The 19866-nt window shown below is 66.6% G+C and carries 19 protein-coding genes and 5 tRNA genes; 16 read left to right on the top strand and 8 right to left on the bottom strand.

The features are described from left to right. The first annotated feature begins 176 nt into the window (after positions 1–176). The 3 genes from IG194_RS05625 (at position 177) to IG194_RS05615 (ending at position 1458) form a co-directional block, all read left to right on the top strand. Entirely contained in the window at positions 177–500 is a 324-nt protein-coding gene (locus IG194_RS05625; protein ID WP_058490822.1) for a ComEA family DNA-binding protein, read from the top strand. Positions 501–800: 300 nt separating this feature from the next. Continuing rightward, positions 801–1109 (top strand): type II toxin-antitoxin system HigB family toxin, encoded by a 309-nt coding sequence (locus IG194_RS05620; RefSeq protein ID WP_043313611.1) that lies wholly within the window; start codon positions 801–803, stop codon positions 1107–1109. Continuing rightward, entirely contained in the window at positions 1099–1458 is a 360-nt protein-coding gene (locus tag IG194_RS05615; RefSeq protein ID WP_009621028.1) for a helix-turn-helix domain-containing protein, read from the top strand. Before IG194_RS05620 ends, IG194_RS05615 begins: the two co-directional genes overlap by 11 nt. 294 nt (positions 1459–1752) lie before the next feature. On the opposite strand, the gene IG194_RS05610 is transcribed toward IG194_RS05615, so the two are convergent. Both IG194_RS05610 and IG194_RS05605 read right to left on the bottom strand, forming a co-directional pair. Further along, a tRNA-Asn gene (locus IG194_RS05610) sits at positions 1753–1828 on the bottom strand. Positions 1829–1897: 69 nt separating this feature from the next. Continuing rightward, positions 1898–3094, bottom strand: a complete 1197-nt coding sequence (locus tag IG194_RS05605) for an amino acid aminotransferase (RefSeq protein WP_009621029.1) — start codon at positions 3092–3094, stop codon at positions 1898–1900. 184 nt (positions 3095–3278) lie between these two features. Between IG194_RS05605 and uvrB the strand changes: the two genes are divergently transcribed. Continuing rightward, positions 3279–5294, top strand: a complete 2016-nt coding sequence (gene uvrB / locus IG194_RS05600; RefSeq protein ID WP_009621030.1) for an excinuclease ABC subunit UvrB — start codon at positions 3279–3281, stop codon at positions 5292–5294. 15 nt (positions 5295–5309) lie between these two features. Here the strand turns inward: uvrB and IG194_RS05595 are convergent, their stop codons facing one another. Together IG194_RS05595 and IG194_RS05590 are read right to left on the bottom strand one after the other, a co-directional pair. Then, complete coding sequence (locus IG194_RS05595; protein ID WP_141679792.1) at positions 5310–6815, bottom strand: MDR family MFS transporter; 1506 nt, start codon at positions 6813–6815, stop codon at positions 5310–5312. A 49-nt stretch (positions 6816–6864) separates the two neighbouring features. Beyond that, positions 6865–7899, bottom strand: coding sequence for an HlyD family secretion protein (locus IG194_RS05590; protein ID WP_058490818.1), 1035 nt, complete (start codon positions 7897–7899; stop codon positions 6865–6867). 108 nt (positions 7900–8007) lie between these two features. Here IG194_RS05590 and IG194_RS05585 point away from each other — a divergent pair, with 108 nt between their 5' ends. The 10 genes from IG194_RS05585 (at position 8008) to IG194_RS05540 (ending at position 14321) form a co-directional block, all read left to right on the top strand. Further along, positions 8008–8928, top strand: a complete 921-nt coding sequence (locus IG194_RS05585) for a LysR family transcriptional regulator (RefSeq protein ID WP_009621033.1) — start codon at positions 8008–8010, stop codon at positions 8926–8928. A 49-nt stretch (positions 8929–8977) separates the two neighbouring features. Then, positions 8978–10462, top strand: a complete 1485-nt coding sequence (gltX, locus tag IG194_RS05580) for a glutamate--tRNA ligase (RefSeq protein ID WP_009621034.1) — start codon at positions 8978–8980, stop codon at positions 10460–10462. A 276-nt stretch (positions 10463–10738) separates the two neighbouring features. Continuing rightward, a tRNA-Ala gene (locus tag IG194_RS05575) sits at positions 10739–10814 on the top strand. A gap of 53 nt (positions 10815–10867) precedes the next feature. Further along, positions 10868–10943: transfer RNA gene (locus IG194_RS05570), tRNA-Glu, on the top strand. A 45-nt stretch (positions 10944–10988) separates the two neighbouring features. Then, a tRNA-Ala gene (locus tag IG194_RS05565) sits at positions 10989–11064 on the top strand. A 42-nt stretch (positions 11065–11106) separates the two neighbouring features. After that, positions 11107–11182: transfer RNA gene (locus IG194_RS05560), tRNA-Glu, on the top strand. 195 nt (positions 11183–11377) lie between these two features. Further along, the gene (locus tag IG194_RS05555) at positions 11378–11917 is read left to right on the top strand and encodes a TetR/AcrR family transcriptional regulator (protein WP_043267950.1); all 540 of its coding nucleotides are present in this window, start codon (positions 11378–11380) and stop codon (positions 11915–11917) included. A gap of 22 nt (positions 11918–11939) precedes the next feature. Continuing rightward, positions 11940–12785, top strand: coding sequence for an alpha/beta fold hydrolase (locus IG194_RS05550; protein ID WP_058490816.1), 846 nt, complete (start codon positions 11940–11942; stop codon positions 12783–12785). A 96-nt stretch (positions 12786–12881) separates the two neighbouring features. Further along, entirely contained in the window at positions 12882–13328 is a 447-nt protein-coding gene (locus tag IG194_RS05545) for an acyl-CoA thioesterase (protein ID WP_058490814.1), read from the top strand. 33 nt (positions 13329–13361) lie between these two features. Continuing rightward, positions 13362–14321, top strand: coding sequence for a tRNA dihydrouridine synthase (locus IG194_RS05540; protein ID WP_058490812.1), 960 nt, complete (start codon positions 13362–13364; stop codon positions 14319–14321). Positions 14322–15060: 739 nt separating this feature from the next. On the opposite strand, the gene IG194_RS05535 is transcribed toward IG194_RS05540, so the two are convergent. Next, positions 15061–15807, bottom strand: a complete 747-nt coding sequence (locus IG194_RS05535; protein WP_058490810.1) for an SDR family oxidoreductase — start codon at positions 15805–15807, stop codon at positions 15061–15063. A 145-nt stretch (positions 15808–15952) separates the two neighbouring features. On the opposite strand from IG194_RS05535, the gene IG194_RS05530 reads away from it, so the two are divergent. Continuing rightward, positions 15953–16399 (top strand): Hsp20 family protein, encoded by a 447-nt coding sequence (locus IG194_RS05530; protein WP_058490808.1) that lies wholly within the window; start codon positions 15953–15955, stop codon positions 16397–16399. Positions 16400–16470: 71 nt separating this feature from the next. On the opposite strand, the gene IG194_RS05525 is transcribed toward IG194_RS05530, so the two are convergent. From IG194_RS05525 to IG194_RS05515, 3 genes are all read right to left on the bottom strand, one after another. Further along, positions 16471–17538, bottom strand: coding sequence for a hypothetical protein (locus tag IG194_RS05525; RefSeq protein ID WP_058490806.1), 1068 nt, complete (start codon positions 17536–17538; stop codon positions 16471–16473). Positions 17539–17614: 76 nt separating this feature from the next. Next, positions 17615–17989 carry a RidA family protein gene (locus tag IG194_RS05520; protein ID WP_058072020.1) on the bottom strand — a complete coding sequence of 125 codons (375 nt, stop codon included), beginning with the start codon at positions 17987–17989 and terminating at the stop codon, positions 17615–17617. 22 nt (positions 17990–18011) lie between these two features. After that, positions 18012–19133, bottom strand: coding sequence for an NAD(P)/FAD-dependent oxidoreductase (locus IG194_RS05515; protein WP_058490804.1), 1122 nt, complete (start codon positions 19131–19133; stop codon positions 18012–18014). A gap of 108 nt (positions 19134–19241) precedes the next feature. Here IG194_RS05515 and IG194_RS05510 point away from each other — a divergent pair, with 108 nt between their 5' ends. Then, positions 19242–19865, top strand: coding sequence for a helix-turn-helix domain-containing protein (locus IG194_RS05510; protein WP_058072018.1), 624 nt, complete (start codon positions 19242–19244; stop codon positions 19863–19865). Position 19866 lies beyond the last annotated feature (1 nt).

The raw sequence follows: 19866 nt of genomic DNA, 5'->3' as shown, positions 1-19866 counted from the left end.
GTGCTCGGTCGGACACTGCCTTGTTGCAGGAGGGGCTCTTCGTCCAATCGGCGAGGAAGCTCCTGATTCATTCAAAGTGTGATTTTCCCTTCTTCCCCTTGCCCCGCTCCTGTCGCTAAAGGTGAATGGCGAGCCCGTTCTGGCTCGCCATACCCAGTGACTAAAAGGAGTTGTTCATGCATAAGGCATTCGCGCTACTGCTGGTCGTGCTTTCCTCCCTTTCCCTGTCGGGCATGGCTGCCGCCGCTCCCGCGCCGGAGAAGCTGACGCCGGCGACGGTCACCGTGCACGACGAGCAGGAAGGGCTGGTCAGCCTCAACACGGCGGACGCAGATACGCTGCAAAAGCGGCTCAAGGGGATCGGCAAGGCCAAGGCCGAAGCCATAGTGGCCTATCGGCAGGCCAATGGCCCCTTCACCAGCCTGGATCAGTTGCTGGAAGTGAAGGGCATCGGCAAGGCGATCCTGGAGAGCAACCGGGAGGCGATCAGCCTCGACTGAGGCACTCCGCGATGGAAAGGCCGGTCCGGGGGGACCGGCCTTTTTTCGTTGCGCAGGCGGGATGACGCTTGACCCTGGCCAGCAGTGGGCATGGGGCGATCACCCTGGGAGGACAGGCCGAGGGTGTCTGGCGCTGGAGGCGTCCAGGCGACGAACCAGTGCTGTTCTCAGGGCAAGCAGAGAGCCTGCACCAGCGGGCTCGGGGTTGATGTCTGCGGGAGAGATGGGACGGGAGAGGCCGCTCTTGGCAGATGGCCGGCTCTCGATCTAGAATCTCCCGATATGGGAGAAGTGAGGCAGATGCGAGTTATTGCAAAGAGCACGCTGGTGAAGTTCTGGGGGATTCCTGGCCAGGAAGATACCAAGGCCCCTTTGGAGAGTTGGTACGACGCGGCGATCAATGCTGAATGGAAGACTCCGCAGGACGTGAAGAATCAATTCGGCAGCGCGAGCATCTGCGGCAACAACCGCGTGGTGTTCAACATCGGCGGCAACAAGTATCGCCTGGTTGTGGAGATGCAGTACCGCTGCGGCATCGCCTGGGTGAAGTTCATCGGCACTCATGCTCGGTACGACCAGATAGACGTGGAGACGGTGAATGAATATTAGGCCCATCCGAAACGACGAGGACCTGCGCGCGGCTTTCCAGCGCCTGGAATCCATCTTCCAGGCGGAGGAGGGCACGGCTGAGGCCGACGAAATGGAAGTGCTGGTGACGCTGATCGAGGCGTATGAGAACAAGCACTACCCGATAGGCCCGGCCGATCCCGTCGAGGCCATCAAGTTCAGCATGGAGCAGCGAGGGCTGACGCCGCGCGACCTGGAACCTTTCATCGGCAGCAGCGGCCGTGTCTCGGAGGTGCTGAATCGCAAGCGTGGCCTCAGCCTGGCGATGATCAAGCGCCTGCATGATGGCTTGAATATCCCCTATGAGAGTCTGCTGGCCGGGGCGGCCTAGGCCGGTCCCGGCGTTCCGTCATCGGCTCTGTCGAGGGCTGCTGCGGGGCGGAGGCAGTGAAGGGAGGACGGACGCACTCCCTGGCGAGAGTCTGGCGGAGCCACAAAGAAAAAGCCCCCGGCATATGCCGAGGGCTTTTGAATTTGGCTCCGCGACCTGGACTCGACGGCGTGAGCCGAACGCGCTTCAGCGCGGCCCCGAAGGGGGTATCACCTGGGACGTAGTCCCTGGCGAGAGTCCAGGGAGCCCCCCGCAAAGAAAAAGCCCCCGGCATATACCGAGGGCTTTTGAATTTGGCTCCGCGACCTGGACTCGAACCAGGGACCCAATGATTAACAGTCATTTGCTCTACCGACTGAGCTATCGCGGAACAACGGAGCGTATCTTACTGATTAAAAAGGGGAAGTCAACATTCTGCCGATGACTTCCCCGATTTTTTTCAGAGCACCTGGACGATGGCGCGGGTGACGGTTTCCAGGTTGCCGTTGTTCAGCGCGGCGACGCAGATGCGGCCGGTGCCGACGGCGTAGATGCCGAACTCGTTCTTCAGGCGTTCCACCTGCTCGGCGGTCAGGCCGGAGTAGGAGAACATGCCGCGCTGCTGGGCGACGAAGCCGAAGTCGCGCTTGGCGCCCAGGGCAGCCAGTTGCTCGACCATGGCGACGCGCATGTTGCGGATGCGGCTGCGCATTTCGCCCAGTTCCTCTTCCCACAGGGCGCGCAGTTCCGGGCTGTTGAGCACGGTGGAGACGACGCTGGCGCCGTGGGTCGGCGGGTTGGAGTAGTTGGTGCGGATCACGCGCTTGACCTGGGACAGGACGCGGGCGGATTCCTCGCGGCTGTTGGTGACCACCGACAGCGCGCCGACGCGCTCGCCGTACAGCGAGAACGACTTGGAGAAGGAGCTGGAAACGAAGAAGTTCAGGCCGGACTGGGCGAACAGGCGCACCGCGGCGGCGTCTTCGTCGATGCCGTCGCCGAAGCCCTGGTAGGCGATGTCGAGGAAGGGCACGTGGCCCTTGGCCTTGAGCACGTCCAGCACCTGTTTCCAGTCGTCCAGGCTCAGGTCGACGCCGGTCGGGTTGTGGCAGCAGGCGTGCAGCACCACGATGGACTGCGAAGGCAGGGCGTTGAGGTCTTCCAGCAGGCCGGCGCGGTTCACGCCGTGGCTGGCGGCGTCGTAGTAGCGGTAGTTCTGCACCGGGAAGCCGGCGGCCTCGAACAGCGCGCGGTGGTTTTCCCAGCTCGGGTCGCTGATGGCCACGGTGGCGTTGGGCAGCAGGCGCTTGAGGAAATCGGCGCCGGTCTTCAGCGCGCCGGTGCCGCCCACGGCCTGGGTGGTGACCACGCGGCCTTCGGCCAGCAGCTCGGAGTCGGCGCCGAACAGCAGCTTCTGTACGCCCTGGTCATAGGCGGCGATGCCTTCGATCGGCAGGTAGCCGCGCGGAGCGTGTGCTTCGATGCGGGCTTTCTCCGCGGCCTGTACCGCGCGCAGCAACGGGAGGCGACCCTCTTCGTTGTAGTACACGCCAACGCCCAGGTTGATCTTGCCCGGGCGGGTATCGGCGTTGAAAGCTTCGTTCAGGCCCAGGATGGGGTCGCGGGGGGCCATTTCGACAGCGGAGAACAGACTCATTTTGGCAGCAGCTCTAAGGCGGGAGTGAAGATGCAATTGCAACCCCCCGCGCACGGCGCTGGGGGATGCGTCGACGGGCCGGTATTATATAGGCCTCTATGGCAGGCGGCGAGTTGATCGCGCATGCTTTCGCCTGGTTTGACGCCGCAGCCGTGCCCGCGTCACACCCCACAGCGAGGTTCCCATGTCGACATTCCAACTGGATTCGCGCTTCAAGCCGGCGGGCGACCAGCCCGAGGCGATCCGACAGATGGTCGAGGGCCTGGAAGCGGGCCTTTCGCACCAGACGCTGCTGGGGGTGACCGGCTCCGGCAAGACCTTCAGCATCGCCAACGTCATCGCCCAGGTGCAGCGCCCGACCATGGTCCTGGCGCCGAACAAGACCCTGGCCGCGCAGCTTTATGGCGAGTTCAAGACCTTCTTCCCGCACAACGCGGTGGAATACTTCGTTTCCTACTACGACTACTACCAGCCCGAAGCCTACGTGCCGTCCTCCGATACCTATATCGAGAAGGACTCGTCGATCAACGACCACATCGAGCAGATGCGCCTGTCGGCGACCAAGGCCCTGCTGGAGCGCGAGGACGCGATCATCGTCTGCACCGTGTCTTCCATCTACGGCCTGGGCGACCCGGCGTCCTACCTGAAGATGGTCCTGCACCTGGACCGCGGCGACCGCATGGACCAGCGCGAGCTGCTGCGCCGCCTGACCAGCCTGCAGTACACCCGCAACGACATGGATTTCGCCCGCGCCAGCTTCCGCGTGCGCGGCGACGTGATCGACATCTTCCCGGCGGAATCCGAGCTGGAGGCCATCCGTGTCGAACTGTTCGACGACGAGGTGGAGAGCATATCCGCCTTCGACCCGCTGACCGGCGAGGTGATCCGCAAGCTGCCGCGCTTCACCTTCTACCCCAAGAGCCACTACGTGACGCCGCGGGAAACCCTGATGCAGGCGGTGGAGCAGATCAAGGAAGAGCTCAAGGTGCGCCTGGACTACCTGCGCACCAACAACAAGCTGGTGGAGGCCCAGCGCCTGGAGCAGCGCACCCGCTTCGACCTGGAGATGATCCTCGAACTGGGCTACTGCAACGGCATCGAGAACTACTCGCGCTACCTCTCCGGGCGCGGCCCCGGCGAGCCGCCGCCGACCCTCTACGACTACCTGCCGGCCAACTCGCTGCTGGTGATCGACGAATCCCACGTCAGCGTTCCCCAGGTCGGCGCCATGTACAAGGGCGACCGTTCGCGCAAGGAAACCCTGGTGGAATACGGCTTCCGCCTGCCCTCGGCGCTGGACAACCGGCCGCTGCGCTTCGAGGAGTGGGAGGCGATCAGCCCGCAGACCATCTTCGTCTCGGCAACGCCCGGCCCCTATGAAGAGCAGCACGCCGGGCGGGTGATCGAGCAGGTGGTGCGGCCCACCGGCCTGGTCGACCCGCAGATCGAAGTGCGCCCGGCCTCCACCCAGGTCGACGACCTGCTCTCGGAAATCCGCCTGCGCGTGGCCAGCGAGGAGCGCGTGCTGGTCACCACCCTGACCAAGCGCATGGCCGAGGACCTCACCGACTACCTGGGCGACCACGACGTGCGCGTGCGCTACCTGCACTCGGACATCGACACCGTCGAGCGCATGGAGATCATCCGCGACCTGCGCACCGGCGCCTTCGACGTGCTGGTGGGCATCAACCTGCTGCGCGAGGGCCTGGACATGCCCGAGGTGTCCCTGGTAGCCATCCTCGACGCCGACAAGGAAGGCTTCCTGCGCTCCGAGCGCTCGCTGATCCAGACCATCGGCCGCGCCGCGCGCAACCTCAACGGCAAGGCGATCCTCTACGCCGACAACGTCACCGGCTCGATGCAGCGCGCCATGGACGAGACCGAGCGGCGGCGCAACAAGCAGATCGCCTTCAACGAGCAGCACGGCATCGTGCCCAAGGGCGTGAAGAAGGACATCAAGGACATCCTCGAAGGCGCCAGCGTGCCGGGCGCCAAGGGCAAGCGCCGCGGCGTGGCCAAGGTGGCGGAGGAGAGCGGGCGCTACGAGGGCGAACTGCGCTCGCCGAACGAGATCGGCAAGCGCATCCGCCAGCTCGAAGAGAAGATGTACCAGCTGGCCCGGGACCTGGAGTTCGAAGCCGCCGCCGCGGTGCGCGACGAAATCCACAAGCTGCGCGAACGCCTGGTGGAGGTCGGCTGACCTCCACCGCGGGGCTCAGTGCGCGCCGGCTCCGGCTCCAGCCTGGGCGCCCAGGCCCGCGGGCAGGGGGCGGGTCAGCAAGGCGGCGAGCATGCTCACGGCAAGGACGATGCCGATGGCGTGGAAGGCGTCGTTGTAGGCCATGATCGCCGCCTGCTGGTGGACGATCACGCTCACTTCGCCCAGCGCCGCCTGCTGGCTGCCCAGTTGCGCGGCCAGTTGCGCCAGGCGCTCTTCCACCGCGCCATTCATCGGCACCACCGCTTCGCGCAGGTAGTCGTAATAGACCTTGGCGCGGCTATCCAGCAGCGTCGCCAGCAGGGCTATGCCAATGGCGCCGCCGAGGTTGCGCAGGATGTTGAACAGGCTGGAGGCGGAGCCGGCGTCCTGCGGCTGCAGGTAGGCGGTGGCGATCAGCGAGATGGTCACCATCACCATCGGCTGGCCGAGGGCGCGCAGCAGCTGGATCTGGTTGAACTGCGGGCCGGCGAAGTCCGGGTTGAGCACCCCGGAGCTGAAGCTGGCCAGGCCGAACAGGCCGAAGCCCAGGGCGCACAGCAGGCGCGGCTCGATGATTTTCATCAGCTTGGGGATCAGCGGGATGAGGAACAGCTGCGGCACGCCCATCCACATGATCACCTCGCCGATCTGCATGGCGTTGTAGCCCTGGATCTGCGCCAGGTACAGCGGCAGCACGTAGATCGAGCCGTACAGCCCCATGCCCAGGCCGATGCTGGAGATGCTCGCCAGGCCGAAGTTGCGGTTGCGCAGGATGCCCAGGTTGATCAGTGGGTTGGGCCGCGAGGTCTGCAGGATGACGAAGAGGATCAGGCTGACCAGGGCGATGCTGCCCAGGGCGACGATCAGGTTCGACTCCAGCCAATCCTTGCGGTGGCCTTCCTCGAGGAACACCTGCAGGCAGCCCAGGCCGATGGCCATGGTGACGATGCCGGCGTAGTCGGTGCTCTTGAGCAGTTCCCAGTGCGGCGCCTTCTTCTCCAGGCCGTAGAGCAGCCCGGCGATCATCAGCAGCCCCGGCGGGATGTTGATGTAGAAGATGTATTCCCAGCCGAAGTTCTCGGTCAGCCAGCCGCCCAGGGTGGGGCCGATGGACGGCGCGAAGGTGGCGGTGATGGCGAACAGCGCCATGCCCTTGGGCCGGTGGTGCTCCGGCAGCTTGAGCAGGCTCAGGGTGAAGGCCAGGGGGATGAGCGCGCCGCCGGTGAAACCCTGCACGGCGCGGAACACGATCATGCTCTCCAGGTTCCAGGCGAAGGAACACAGCAGCGAGGAGAACAGGAAACCGATCGACACCATCACCGCCAGGCGCCGCGCCGACAGCAGCTGCACCAGCCAGGCGGTGAGCGGGATCATGATGATCTCGGCCACCAGGTAGGAGGTGGAGATCCACGAGCCTTCCTCCAGGGTCGCGGCCAGCGCGCCCTGGATGTCCTTCAGCGAGGAGTTGGTGATCTGGATGTCCAGCACCGCCATGAAGGCGCCGAGCATCGCCGAGAGCACGGCGATCCAGTCGCGCCGGGTGGGCTCCCCGGCGGGGCGGACGAGGACGTCAGCGCTCACCGAGCTGCACCTCGGCCTCGACCGACATGCCCGGGCGGATCAGGCCCTTGAGTGGGTTGTCGGCGGCGAAGGTGATCTTCACCGGGATGCGTTGCACCACCTTGGTGAAGTTGCCGGTGGCGTTGTCCGGCGGCAGCAGGCTGAACTGGGCGCCGGAGGCGGCGAAGAGGCTGTCCACGCAGCCTTCGATGGGGGTGTCGGGGAAGCTGTCGAGGACCAGCCGGGCCTTCTGCCCGGGGCGCATGTGGCCGACCTGGGTTTCCTTGAAGTTGGCCTGCACCCAGATGCCTTCGTCGGGCACCAGCGCCAGCAGCTGGCTGCCGACCTGCACGTACTGGCCCACCCGCGCGCTGCGCTGGCCGACCAGGCCGGCGACGGGGGCGCGCAGTTCGGTGCGCGCCAGGTTGATCTCGGCCTGGGCGATTTCCGCCCGGGAGGCGTCGATCTGCGCCTGCAGGCGCTTGATGTCGGCGTTCAGGGCGTCGATCTGGATGCGCTGGGCCTGCAGGTCGGCCTGGGCCTTGGCCACCTGCGAGCGGGCCACGTGGGAGTCGGCGGTCAGGGTGGTGACGCGCTCCTCGGAAACGTAGCCGGGCTTGCGCAGGGTCTGGGCGCGGTTGAGGTCGATCTGGGTACGGCCGAAGGTGGCCTGGGTGGCGTTCAGGTCGGCCTCGCTGGCGGCGATCATGCTGCCCTGGCCCTTGAGCTTGCTGCGCGCCTGGGCCAACTCCGCCTCGTGGGTGGCGAGGGCTGCTTTGGCGCGGTCCAGGGCCAGGCGGAAGTCGGCATCCTCCAGCTTGACCAGCAGTTGGCCTTTTTCCACGTGCTGGTTGTCGGTGACCAGCACCTGGTCGATGCGCGCGCCCAACTGGCTGGCGATGCGGGTGATCTCGCCCTGGACGTAGGCGTTGTCGGTGGTTTCCTGGAAGCGGCCGATGAAGTACCAGCGGCCCAGGAACGCCAGGGCGACCAGGCAGAAAATGACGAAGAAGATGCTCAGGCGGCGTTTCAATTGTGCGGGCATGATAAACGAGCGTTTGTTTGGCAGAATTTTTCCCGGCAATGTAACAGTGTTCCCGGCCGGGGCGCAGTCGCTACAATTCGGAAACTTTGTTGTTTATAAGGAACAATAATGGGGCTGGATGATGCGCTGATCTTCACCCGCGTCGTGGAATTCCACAGTTTCACCCAGGCCGCCCACAGCCTGGGCATGCAGAAGTCCACGGTCAGCCGGCGCATCGCGCTGCTGGAAGAGCGCCTGGGCGTGCGCCTGCTCAACCGCACCACGCGCAAGCTGCGGCTGACCGAGGTGGGGCAGGCCTACTACGACCGCTGCCGGCAGATCATGCTCGACTTCGCCGAGGCCGAGCAGGCGGTGATGCAATTGCAGCAGGAGCCTTCGGGCCTGCTGCGGATCACCGCGCCCATCGAGTTCGGCCAGTTGTACCTGGCTGAAGTGCTCGGCGATTTCATGCGTCTTTATCCGCAGATCACCGCGGAAGTGGAGCTCAGCTCGCGCACCGTCGATCCGCTGGAGGAGGGCGTGGACATCGCCATCACCGTCGGCCAGCCGGAGGACTCGACGCTGATCGCCCGCCGCCTGCTGGTGACCAGCCGCTGCCTGTGCGCCAGCCCCGGCTACCTGCAGCAACACGGGCGGCCGCTGCACGTCGAGGACCTGGCGCGGCACCGCGCGGTGCTGCTGGCGCAGGACTCGCAACGCTACTGGCCGCTGCTGAACGAGAGCGTGCCCTGCCAGCGCGTGCTGTCCTGCAACAACATCTCCTTCGCCCGCGAGGCGGTGCTGGCCGGGGCGGGCATCGCCTCGCTGCCGGAGCTGATCGTCGATGTGGCGCTGGAAAGCGGCCGCCTGGAGCGCCTGTTGCCGGAGGTGCAGCTGCCCATCGGCGAACTCTATGCGGTCTATCCCTCGCGGCGCTTCCAGGCCATGAAGGTGAAGACCTTCCTCGACTACCTGATCCACCGCCTGCCCATCGACGAAGCCCATCGGCTGGAGCCGGGGGCGGCGCGCCTGATAACATCGCACCCATGAATGCGGGCCGCGGTCCGCATCTTTCATTCCGGTTTTCACGAGAGCTTTCATGACCACTGTCCGCACCCGCATCGCGCCGTCCCCTACCGGCGACCCGCACGTCGGCACCGCCTACATCGCGCTGTTCAACCTGTGCTTCGCCCGCCAGCACGGCGGCAAGTTCATCCTGCGCATCGAGGACACCGACCAGGTGCGGTCCACCCGCGAGTCGGAACAGCAGATCTTCGACGCCCTGCGCTGGCTGGGCATCGAGTGGGACGAAGGCCCGGACGTCGGCGGCCCGCACGGCCCGTACCGGCAGAGCGAGCGCGGCGCCATCTACAAGCGGTACAGCGACGAGCTGGTGGAGAAGGGCCATGCCTTCCCCTGCTTCTGCTCCGCCGAGCGCCTGGACGCCATCCGCGCCGAACAGCAGGCGCGCAAGGAAACCCCGCGCTACGACGGCCACTGCATGCACCTGCCCAAAGAAGAGTCGCAGCGTCGCATCGCCGCCGGCGAATCCCACGTGGTGCGCATGAAGGTGCCGACCGAAGGCGTCTGCGTGGTCCCGGACATGCTTCGCGGCGACGTCGAGATTCCGTGGGACCGCATGGACATGCAGGTGCTGATGAAGGCCGACGGCCTGCCCACCTACTTCCTGGCCAACGTGGTCGACGACCACCTGATGGGCATCACCCATGTGCTGCGCGGCGAAGAGTGGCTGCCCTCGGCGCCCAAGCTGATCAAGCTGTACGAGTACTTCGGCTGGGAGCAGCCGGTGCTCTGCTACATGCCGCTGCTGCGCAACCCGGACAAGAGCAAGCTGTCCAAGCGCAAGAACCCCACCTCCATCACCTTCTACGAGCGCATGGGCTTCCTGCCCCAGGCGCTGCTGAACTACCTGGGCCGCATGGGCTGGTCGATGCCCGACGAGCGCGAGAAGTTCAGCCTGCAGGAGATGATCGACAACTTCGATCTGTCCCGCGTGTCCCTCGGCGGGCCGATCTTCGACATGGAGAAGCTGTCCTGGCTGAACGGCCAGTGGATCCGCGAGCAGTCGGTGGAGGAGTTCGCCCGCGAAGTGCAGAAGTGGGCGCTCAACCCCGAGTACCTGATGAAGATCGCCCCCCACGTCCAGGGCCGGGTGGAGAACTTCAGCCAGATCGCCCCGCTGGCTGGCTTCTTCTTCAGCGGCGGCGTGCCGCTGGACGCCAAGCTGTTCGAGCACAAGAAGCTCGACGCCACCCAGGTGCGCCAGGTCCTGCAACTGGTGCTGTGGAAGCTCGAAGCGCTGCGCCAGTGGGAGAAGGAGCGCATCACCGCGACCATCCAGGCCGTCGCCGAACACCTGGGCCTGAAGCTGCGCGACGTCATGCCGCTGATGTTCCCGGCCATCACCGGCCACGCCAGCTCGGTGTCGGTGCTCGACGCCATGGAAATCCTCGGCGCCGACCTGTCGCGCTATCGCCTGCGCCAGGCCCTGGAACTGCTGGGCGGGGCGTCGAAGAAGGAAGCCAAGGAGTGGGAGAAGATCCGCGACGCCATCGCCGGCTGACGGAGCCCGCCTGACAAAAGGCCGGCCGCCTCCGGGCGCCCGGCCTTTTTCATGTCCATAATCCCTGGGGCCGGGCCGCGGCTTAAGGGGCCGAAGGTGCGGCGCAGGGGAGGGGAAGCTGGGCTCCTTTGCTAAGTGATTGTTCTTTGGGAGAAAAAATTTAAAAAAGTCGAAAATTCTTGTTGACAGGGTTACCTCCCGCCCCTAAGATGCGCCCCGTTCCAGCGACGAACTGAACGACAGGGCGAAGCGGAACGGTAGATGTAGCGGTACTTTGGGGCTATAGCTCAGCTGGGAGAGCGCTTGCATGGCATGCAAGAGGTCGACGGTTCGATCCCGTCTAGCTCCACCAAATTACCAGTAGGTTTCGCCGCTTCGGGGCGGAGCCGAAAATCGAAGGTTTGCGTCCCCTTCGTCTAGTGGCCTAGGACACCGCCCTTTCACGGCGGTAACAGGGGTTCGAGTCCCCTAGGGGACGCCACTTATTCCAGCGACGATGCGTTCGCGTCGTCCGCCAGAGTCATCTGGGGCTATAGCTCAGCTGGGAGAGCGCTTGCATGGCATGCAAGAGGTCGACGGTTCGATCCCGTCTAGCTCCACCAAATCGCCAGAGTCCGCCAGGCGCGGATTTCCTCGAAGGATACGTCCCCTTCGTCTAGTGGCCTAGGACACCGCCCTTTCACGGCGGTAACAGGGGTTCGAGTCCCCTAGGGGACGCCAATTTTCCCGCTCTGCGGGGCCTATAGGGCCACTCAATTTTCGAGTGGCCTTTTGTTTTTTCCCCTTTCGAAAATCTTCTCGCCCGACCAGCGGTCGCCATCGTCGCTTGCCGATTTTTATTATGAGCATAATATTTCACTCATAATATTTTTGGAGTGCGTCATGAGCCCGAAGACCGGCAGCAACGAAAAAGGCCTGGGCGAGAAGAAGGCCCAGACCCGTGAGCGCATTCTTTGCGCGGCCGCCGATGCCCTGGTCCGCCGCGGGCCGCTGGAGCCGAGCGTGGCCGAGGTGATGGGCGCCGCCGGGCTGACCGTCGGCGGCTTCTACGCGCACTTCCAGAGCAAGGATGCGCTGATGCTGGAGGCCTTCCGCCACCTGCTGTCTTCGCGCCGGGCCAAGCTCAAGCACTTCGACCCGGACATGCCGTTCAGCGAGCGCCGGCAACTGGTCGCGGCCTTCTACCTGTCGCGCAAGCACCGCGACAGCGAGGAGCCGGGCTGCCCCATCCCCAGTTCCCTGGGCGACATGGCGCAACTGCCGGAGAGCTTCCACGAAGCCCTGGCCGAACACCTCGAACTCATGGTCGCCGAGCTGGCCGAGCGTCCCGAGGACGCCGACACCGTGCTCGCCGACATCGCCCTGATGGTGGGCGGACTGGCATTGGCGCGGGCCCTGGGCCCGAGCGACCTGTCCGACCGTGTCCTGCGTGCCGCCAAGAAAGCGGTGGATTGAGACCTCGAAGGAGGGCCTGGCAATGAGCAGCTTGACCTGGATCCGTGGCGTCAACGCCACCCTGGGGCGTGTGGCGCCGGAATGGGCGGCGCGACGCATGCGTGAAGTCTTCATGACGCCGCGGGCGCTGCAGCCGCGCGACTGGGAGTTGCCGCTGCTGGCCAGTTCCGAGCGCATCACCCTGCGCTTCGGTCTCTCCGCGCTGCGCTGGGGCGAGGGGCCGGCGGTACTGCTGATGCACGGTTGGGAAGGGCGGCCGACGCAGTTCGCCCACCTGATCCGCGAACTGGTCGGCGCCGGCTACGCCGTGGTGGCGCTGGATGGCCCGGCCCATGGCCGTTCGCCGGGGCGTGAGGCCCATCCGTTGCTGTTCGCCCGTGCCTTGCTGGAAGCGGCCAGCGAGTTGCCGCCGCTGCGCGCGGTGATCGGCCATTCCATGGGCGGCGCCAGCGCCCTGCTGGCGACGCAGATGGGGCTGCGCACCGAGGCACTGGTCAGCATTGCCGCGCCGAGCCGGGTCATCTCCGTGCTGCGTCGCTTCGCCGGCTTCATGGGGCTGCCGGCCGAGGCGAGGCACCGCTTCATCCGTCAGGTCGAGGCCTACACCGGCATGCCGGCGGCGCAACTGGACGTCAGCCGCTACACGCTGAATATGCCCGGGCTGGTGGTGCACGCCGAGGATGACCCGCAAGTGCCCGTGGCGGATGCGCTGGACATCCATGCGGCCTGGCCGCGCAGCCGCCTGTTGCGCCTGGAAGGCGGCGGCCACCAGCGCGTGCTGGCCGACCCGCGCCTGAGCGACGCCGTGCTGGCGCTGCTGGAAGGCCAGGAAGAACAGTATCTGCTGCCCATGGCGTTGGCCTCCTGACGACAGGGGAGGGGCGGGACGCCGCCGAGCCCTGTAAACTGCCGGCTTCGATCATGCGGCCGGGTCCCGGACCCGGCCCCGGACTGGAGCAAGTGCATGGCCTGGGACCTGCCCGACCCCTTCGTCATCGACATCAGCGTGAACGCCGAGGACATCGACGGCCTCGGCCACGCCAACAACGCCGTCTACGTGAGCTGGCTGGAGCGCTGCGCCTGGCGCCACTCGCAGCGCCTGGGCCTGGACCTGGCCGAATACCGCCGGCTCGACCGCGCCATGGCGGTGGTGCGTCACGAAATCGACTACCTCGCCGCCGCCTACGAAGGTGAGGAACTGCAGATGGCCACCTGGATCGTCGAGTCCGACCAGAAGCTGCGCATGGACCGCCGCTTCCAACTGGTGCGCCCGGCCGACGGCGTGACCCTGCTGCGCGCCCGCACCACCTTCGTCTGCATCGAACTGTCCAGCGGCCGGCCCAAGCGCATGCCGGTGGAGTTCATCGAAGGCTACGGCCGCGCGTTGCTCGGCGCTGCGCCGGCCCTATAATCCGCCGCCTGCGACAATAAAGGTTTCCCCGCCGTGCAAATTGCCCTGGCCCCGATGGAGGGGCTGGTCGACGAAATTCTCCGCGATGTGCTGACCCGCGTCGGCGGCATCGACTGGTGCGTCACCGAGTTCATCCGCGTCACCGACCGCCTGCATCCGCTGGCCACCTACGAGAAGCTGGCGCCGGAGCTGCTGCACGGCAGCCGCACCCGCGCCGGCACGCCGATGCGTGTGCAGTTCCTCGGTTCCGACCCGCAGTGCCTGGCGGAGAATGCCGCCTACGCCTGCGAGCTGGGCGCCCCGGTGATCGACCTGAACTTCGGCTGCCCGGCGAAGACGGTGAACAAGTCCCGCGGCGGCGCCGTCCTGCTCAAGGAGCCGGAGCTGATGTTCGCCATCGTCGAAGCCGTGCGTCGTGCGGTGCCGGCGCAGATCCCGGTGACCTCGAAGATGCGCCTGGGCTACGAGACTCCCGATGGCGCGCTGGATTGCGCCCGCGCCCTGGCCGACGGCGGTTCCGCCCACGTGGTGGTCCACGCGCGGACCAAAGTCGACGGCTACAAGCCGCCGGCGCACTGGGAGTGGGTGGCGAAGGTGGCGGACGCGGTGAAGGTGCCGGTATTCGCCAACGGCGAGGTCTGGACCCTCGACGACTACCTGCGCTGCCGTTCCATCAGCGGCGTCGACGACATCATGCTCGGCCGCGGCCTGGTCTCGCGCCCCGACCTGGCCCGGCAGATAGCCGCCTGGCGCGAGGGCAGGGAAGTGCAGCCGATGCCCTGGCACGAAGTGCGCGTGCTGCTCGACGACTTCTGGCGCCAGGCCCGGCGCAAGCTGGCGCCGCGCTACGCGCCGGGGCGCCTGAAGCAGTGGCTGGGCATGCTCACCCGCAGCTACCCCGAGGCGTTGGAGCTGTTCGCGCAGATCCGCCGCGAGAGCGACTGCGAGCTGATCGACCGGTTGCTGCAGGTCGAGGTGGAAGAAGCCGCGTAGGGAGGGTTGCGCCGGTGCTCTTCGTAGGAGCGGGCCCTGCCCGCGATTTCGCGCGCAGGGCGCGCTCCTACATGGAATGGTGCGGGTGGGGCGGCGTAGGAGCGGATCCTATCCGCGAATCGTGCCGGTGGTTCCGGCTATCGCGGACAAGGTCCGCTATGCCGCCCCGCCCACGTCATTCCCATGTAGGTGCGGGGGAAATGCGGTGCCTCACGGAGCGTGTAGGGGCACGGAATCGAGCGAGCAGGCCTGTGGCCCCCTCACCCCAGCCCTCTCCCGGAGGGAGAGGGGGCCGTTCGGAGTACGTTGGTGTTTCAGCGTTAGCCGGCTAGCACAGGGGCGCCGGCTGAAACCAGGCCTCTTCTCGGCACGGACTAGCTCCCTCTGGAGGGAGAGGGGACCGTTCGGAGTGCATTGGTGTTTCGGCGTTAGCCGGCTAGCACAGGGATCGCCGGCTGAAACCAGGCCTCTTCTCGGCACGGACTAGCTCCCTCTGGAGGGAGAGGGGACCGTTCGGAGTGCATTGGTGTTTCGGCGTTAGCCGGCTAGCACAGGGACCGCCGGCTGAAACCAGGCCTCCTCTCGGCACGGACTAGCTCCCTCTCCCTCCGGGAGAGGGCTGGGGTGAGGGGAAAGCCCGAGCGCCGATGTCATCCCCCCTGTAGGAGCGCGCCCTGCGCGCGAATCGCGGGCAGGGCCCGCTCCTACAGTTCGCCGTGAGGCATGACGTTTCCCCGCCCTACCGCCCGCCACTGACATCGACGAATGTCCCAGTGCTGTAGCTCGACTCCTCCCCGGCCAGGAACAGGATCGCCCGCGCCACTTCCTCCGGTTCCCCGCCACGGCCCAGCGGAATGGCGCTCTTCAGCCGCTCCACGCGCCCCGGCTCGCCGCCGCTGGCATGGATTTCCGTGTCGATCAGCCCCGGTCGCACGGCGTTCACGCGGATGCCCTCGGCGGCGACCTCCTTGGCCAGGCCAATGGTCATGCTGTCGATGGCGCCCTTGGCCGCGGCGTAGTCGATGTACTCGTTGGGCGAGCCCAGCCGCGAGGCCATGGACGACACATTGACGATGCTGCCGCCCGCGCCGCCATGGGATTTCGCCATGCGCCGCACCGCCTCGCGGGCGCAGAGGAAGCTGCCGGTGACGTTGACCGCGAACACCCGCTGCAGGCGCGCCGCGTCCATGTCTTCCAGGCGCATCTGGCGTTCCAGCATGCCGGCATTGTTCACCAGCACGTCGAGGCGGCCGAAGGCCCGGTCCAGTTCCCGGAACAGCTTCACCACTTCCTCTTCGCAGGCGACGTCCGCGGCGAAGGCCTCGGCCTGGCCACCGGCGTCGCGGATGCGCCGTACCAGCCCGTCGGCGGCTTCGCGCTGGTGGCGGTAGTTGATGGCGACGGCATAGCCGCGTTCGGCGGCGAGCAGCGCGGTGGCGGCCCCTATGCCGCGGCTGGCGCCGGTGATCAGCATGACTTTGCGCATGTGGCTGTTCCTTCGACGAGTGGTCTTGAAAGGCTGCGAGGCGACCCTATCTGTATCCGTGCGGGAGGCCGAAACCGGGTCCCGCTTCCGGAGTCCTGCAGACAGGCTCCACCAATGACCTTGCTGATTATTCAGGAGATTCGCCATGAGCAACGTACTTTCTCTTGCCCCGCTGTTCCGCCAGTCGATCGGCTTCGATCGTTTCAACGACCTCTTCGAATCGGCGTTGCGCAGCGAGAACGGCAGTTCCTACCCGCCCTACAACGTCGAGAAGCACGGTGACGACCAGTACCGCATCGTCGTCGCCGCCGCCGGCCTGCAGGAGGAAGACCTGGAGCTGCAAGTGGAGCGCGATGTGCTGACCGTCAGTGGCGGCAAGCGCGAGAAGGCTGCCAGCGACGTCACCTACCTGCACCAGGGCATCGCCCAGCGCGCCTTCAAGCTGTCCTTCCGCCTCGCCGACCACATCGAGGTCCGCGGCGCATCGCTGAAGAACGGCCTGCTGAGCGTCGAGCTGGTGCGCATCGTCCCGGAAGAGGCCAAGCCCAAGCGGATCGCCATCAACGGCCAGCGCCCGGCCATCGAGGGCTGAGCGGCTCCAGCGGTCGCTGAATGAAAAACGCCCGCCTGATCCAGGCGGGCGTTTTCTTTGCGCGGAGAAACTCAGCCGCGTTGCGTTTCGCCCAGCGCGGCGCCGCGGTCGCGCCACCAGGTGACGACGATGGCCAGCATCAGCACGAAGCCCAGGTAGCCCATGGCCGGATAGACCATGCCCACCAGCTTGACGAAGCCGAACTGGCTGCCGACGAAGGCCAGGATCACGGCGGCCACGGTGCACAGGCGGAACGGCAGGCCGTAGGCCGCGCAGCGCGCGACCAGGGCGTAGGTCAGGCCGGTGGTGGTGCAGTACAGCTTGACCAGCAGCAGCGCCAGCATCACGTCGCCGAACCAGGGCGCGATGTTGTTGCTCAGCAGCAGGGTGGGGATGGCGCTGCCGGCGATGACGTCGATCTGCACCAGCATCACCAGGGCCATGACCAGGATCAGCAGGCCCACGCCGGCGCCGCCGAGCAGGCCGCCGAGGCCGGCCTGGCGCAGGTTCGCCACGCTGCCGCCCATCACCACCAGCACCGCCGCGGTGGCGGCGATGTTGTAGGAGACGTAGAGGAAGGCGCTGAGCAGCCAGTTGGGCGCCGGGTGCGGCATGGCGAGGGCGATCTGCTCCAGCTCCGCCAGCGGCTTCTCGACGTGGCTCAGCGCGTAGACGGCGATGATCGCCACGATCAGCATCAGCACCGGGGTGATCAGGCTCATCAGGGTGATCACCCGCTTCAGCCCCAGGCACACGGTGATGATCGTCAGCATGCCGAGGACCACGCCGCCGATGGAATGGCCGATGCCCAGTTGCTGCTCGAACGACGAGCTGGCGCCGGCGAGCATCACCACCACGGTGCCGAACAGGAAGAAGGTGAGCATCAGGTCGACGACCCGGCCCAGGTGGCGGCCGCAGATGTACTCCATGGCCTCCTTGTGCGACTGGGTCTGCAGGCGGCTGCCGATCTGGTAGAGGTTCATGACCAGGAAGGCGAACAGCGCCAGCGCCAGCAGGGCGCCGATCAGGCCCATGACGCCGAAGCTGCCGAAGAACTGGAGGATTTCCTGACCGGAGGCGAAGCCGACGCCCACCACCAGGCCGATGAACGCGCCGCCGAGCTTGAGACTGGTCTTCATGAAGTGAATCCCTGTTGTTCTTTTCGTTGGGAGGCCCGCGCCACCGGCCCCTCGCCGGCGCCGCGGGCGTGCAGGATCAGGCTTCGCCGACGTAGGCCTGGACTTCCACCTCGACGTCCACGCCCAGCGCCAGGCCGGCGGTGACGCAGGAGCGCACCGGCAGGCCCTGCTCGAAGTAGCGCTTGTAGACTTCGTTGAAGCCGGCGAAGTGGGCCATGTCGCTCAGCCACACGGTGGCCTTGACCACCTGGCCGAAGTTCGCGCCGCAGGCCTGCAGGCTTTCGCCGATGCGCTGCATCACCGCCTCGGTCTGGGTCTGGATGTCGCCCTTGACCACCTGGCCGTCCGCGCTCATCGGGATCTGCCCGGAGAGGAACAGGAAACCGCCGGCCTTGACCGCGCGGGAGAAGGGGAAGGGCAGGCTGCTGGGGTAACGCTGGATGTCGCTCATGTTCTGGTCTCCAGGGAAATGCTCAACGGAAGCGCGCCGGGCTCAGGCGCTGGGGATCGACGCCTTCCTGGCGCAGGGATTCGGGCAGCGGCTGCTCCAGCAGCAGCGCCTGGGCCAGGCGCGAGACGCCGTCGGCCGACTGGATGCCGTAGCCGCCCTGGGCGGCCAGCCAGAAGAACGCCGGGCAGTCCGGGTCGCGGCCGATCACCAGGTCGCCGTCGGCGACGAACGAGCGCAGCCCCGCCCAGCTGTGGCTGGGGCGGCGGATGTTCAGCGTGGTGTGTTCTTCGATGTGGTGCACGCCCAGGGCGATGTCCAGCTCTTCGGGCTGCACGTCCTGCGCCTCCACCGGGTCGGCGTTGGCCGGCGAGCCGAGCAGCTGGCCGGCATCGGGCTTGAAGTAGAAACTTTCGTCGATGCCGATCACCGCGGGCCAGGCGCTGCTGTCCATGCCTTCGGGCGCGGCGAAGGTGAAGGCAGTGCGGCGCTTGGGCTGCAGGCCCACCGGAGGGATGCCGCAGCGGCGCGCGACCTGGTCGGCCCAGGCCCCGGCGGCGTCGACCAGTTGCGCGGCGGACAGGCTTTCGCCATCGCTCAGCTGCAGGGTCCAGGCGCCGTCGGCGAAGCTCGCCGCCAGCAGCTCGGCGTTGCAGCGCAGCTCGCCGCCGCGCTGGCGCAGGCCGCGCAGGTAGCCCTGGTGCAGGGCGTGCACGTCGAGGTCGCGGGCATCGGGCTCGTAGAGCGCGCCGATGATGGCGTCCTCGCGCAGGCAGGGCAGGCGCTCCAGGGCCTCGGCGACGCTGATCGGGTGCACGCCCGGGGTGCCGGCGGCATCGCGCAGCAGTGCGTCGTGCCCGGGGCCGCCGACGTACAGGCAGCCGCGCGGGGAAAGGATCGGGTGCTCGCTGAAGCCTTCCGGCGGGCTCTCGTAGAAGGCCCGGCTGGCGCGGGTCAGCGCCTGGATCTGCGGGGTGCCGTAGGCCTCCATGAACATCGCGGCGGAGCGCCCGGTGGAGTGATAGCCGGGCTGCTCCTCGCGCTCCAGGACCAGTACGCGGTGGCTTTCGCTCAGCCGGTAGGCCAGCGACGCGCCGGCGATGCCGGCGCCGATGATGACGAAATCGTAGGGTGGGGTAGGGCTCACGGCAGGGCCTTATGGATATTTCTCGTATGTGAGAAATCTAAGATATGAGAATTTTTACGTCCAAGGCAAGGGCCGGTAAACTCCGTCCATCCACTTTCGAGACCTCCCATGAGTGCCAGCGATACCCAGCCCCTGCCCATCGAGGGCGCTTCTTCGTCACTGGACCGGCATGAGGTCGGCGCGCGCCTGCGGGCCGTGCGCAAGCAGCAGAAGCTGACCCTGAAGCAGCTCTCCGAGCGCTCTGGCGTGGCGGTTTCGACACTGTCGAAGATGGAGCTGGCGCAGGTCGCGGTGAGCTACGACAAGCTGGCCGCCGCCGCCCGCGCGCTGCAGGTCGACATCGCCCAGCTGTTCCGCCCGCTGCAGCCGCGCGCGGTGCCGCCGGCGCAGGCGGTGGTGGTGAAGACCCGTGTCGACGAAGTGGCCGGCTACGACACCGGCGGCTACGAGTACTACCCGATCGCCGGCGATTTCCCGCAGCGCGCCATGACCCCGCTCTACGCGCGCATCTTCGCCCGCGACCTGGTCGAGTTCGACGACTATGTGCGCCACCCGGGCCAGGAATTCGCCCTGGTCATCGCCGGGCGCGTGCGCATCCAGTTCGAGAATGGCGAGTCGGTGAGCATCGGCCCGCGCGAGACGGCTTACTTCGACAGCAGCGTCGGCCACCTGTACCTGAACGACGGCGAGGACGACGAGGCGCAGGTGATGGTGGTGATGTCCGAGCGCTGAC

The organism is Pseudomonas sp. ADPe, from assembly GCF_014843515.1.
In the GTDB taxonomy this organism is placed as follows: domain Bacteria; phylum Pseudomonadota; class Gammaproteobacteria; order Pseudomonadales; family Pseudomonadaceae; genus Pseudomonas; species Pseudomonas citronellolis.
This window is presented reverse-complemented; position numbering and strand designations above follow the sequence as displayed.

Excerpts from the sequence above, each read along its gene's own strand:
- IG194_RS05605 (WP_009621029.1), bottom strand. The coding sequence starts at position 3,094 with ATGAGTCTGTTCTCCGCTGTCGAAATGGCCCCCCGCGACCCCATCCTG.
- IG194_RS05625 (WP_058490822.1), top strand. The coding sequence starts at position 177 with ATGCATAAGGCATTCGCGCTACTGCTGGTCGTGCTTTCCTCCCTTTCC.
- IG194_RS05620 (WP_043313611.1), top strand. The coding sequence starts at position 801 with ATGCGAGTTATTGCAAAGAGCACGCTGGTGAAGTTCTGGGGGATTCCT.
- gltX (WP_009621034.1), top strand. The coding sequence starts at position 8,978 with ATGACCACTGTCCGCACCCGCATCGCGCCGTCCCCTACCGGCGACCCG.
- IG194_RS05585 (WP_009621033.1), top strand. The coding sequence starts at position 8,008 with ATGGGGCTGGATGATGCGCTGATCTTCACCCGCGTCGTGGAATTCCAC.
- uvrB (WP_009621030.1), top strand. The coding sequence starts at position 3,279 with ATGTCGACATTCCAACTGGATTCGCGCTTCAAGCCGGCGGGCGACCAG.
- IG194_RS05550 (WP_058490816.1), top strand. The coding sequence starts at position 11,940 with ATGAGCAGCTTGACCTGGATCCGTGGCGTCAACGCCACCCTGGGGCGT.
- IG194_RS05545 (WP_058490814.1), top strand. The coding sequence starts at position 12,882 with ATGGCCTGGGACCTGCCCGACCCCTTCGTCATCGACATCAGCGTGAAC.
- IG194_RS05615 (WP_009621028.1), top strand. The coding sequence starts at position 1,099 with ATGAATATTAGGCCCATCCGAAACGACGAGGACCTGCGCGCGGCTTTC.
- IG194_RS05510 (WP_058072018.1), top strand. The coding sequence starts at position 19,242 with ATGAGTGCCAGCGATACCCAGCCCCTGCCCATCGAGGGCGCTTCTTCG.
- IG194_RS05525 (WP_058490806.1), bottom strand. The coding sequence starts at position 17,538 with ATGAAGACCAGTCTCAAGCTCGGCGGCGCGTTCATCGGCCTGGTGGTG.
- IG194_RS05590 (WP_058490818.1), bottom strand. The coding sequence starts at position 7,899 with ATGCCCGCACAATTGAAACGCCGCCTGAGCATCTTCTTCGTCATTTTC.
- IG194_RS05535 (WP_058490810.1), bottom strand. The coding sequence starts at position 15,807 with ATGCGCAAAGTCATGCTGATCACCGGCGCCAGCCGCGGCATAGGGGCC.
- IG194_RS05520 (WP_058072020.1), bottom strand. The coding sequence starts at position 17,989 with ATGAGCGACATCCAGCGTTACCCCAGCAGCCTGCCCTTCCCCTTCTCC.
- IG194_RS05530 (WP_058490808.1), top strand. The coding sequence starts at position 15,953 with ATGAGCAACGTACTTTCTCTTGCCCCGCTGTTCCGCCAGTCGATCGGC.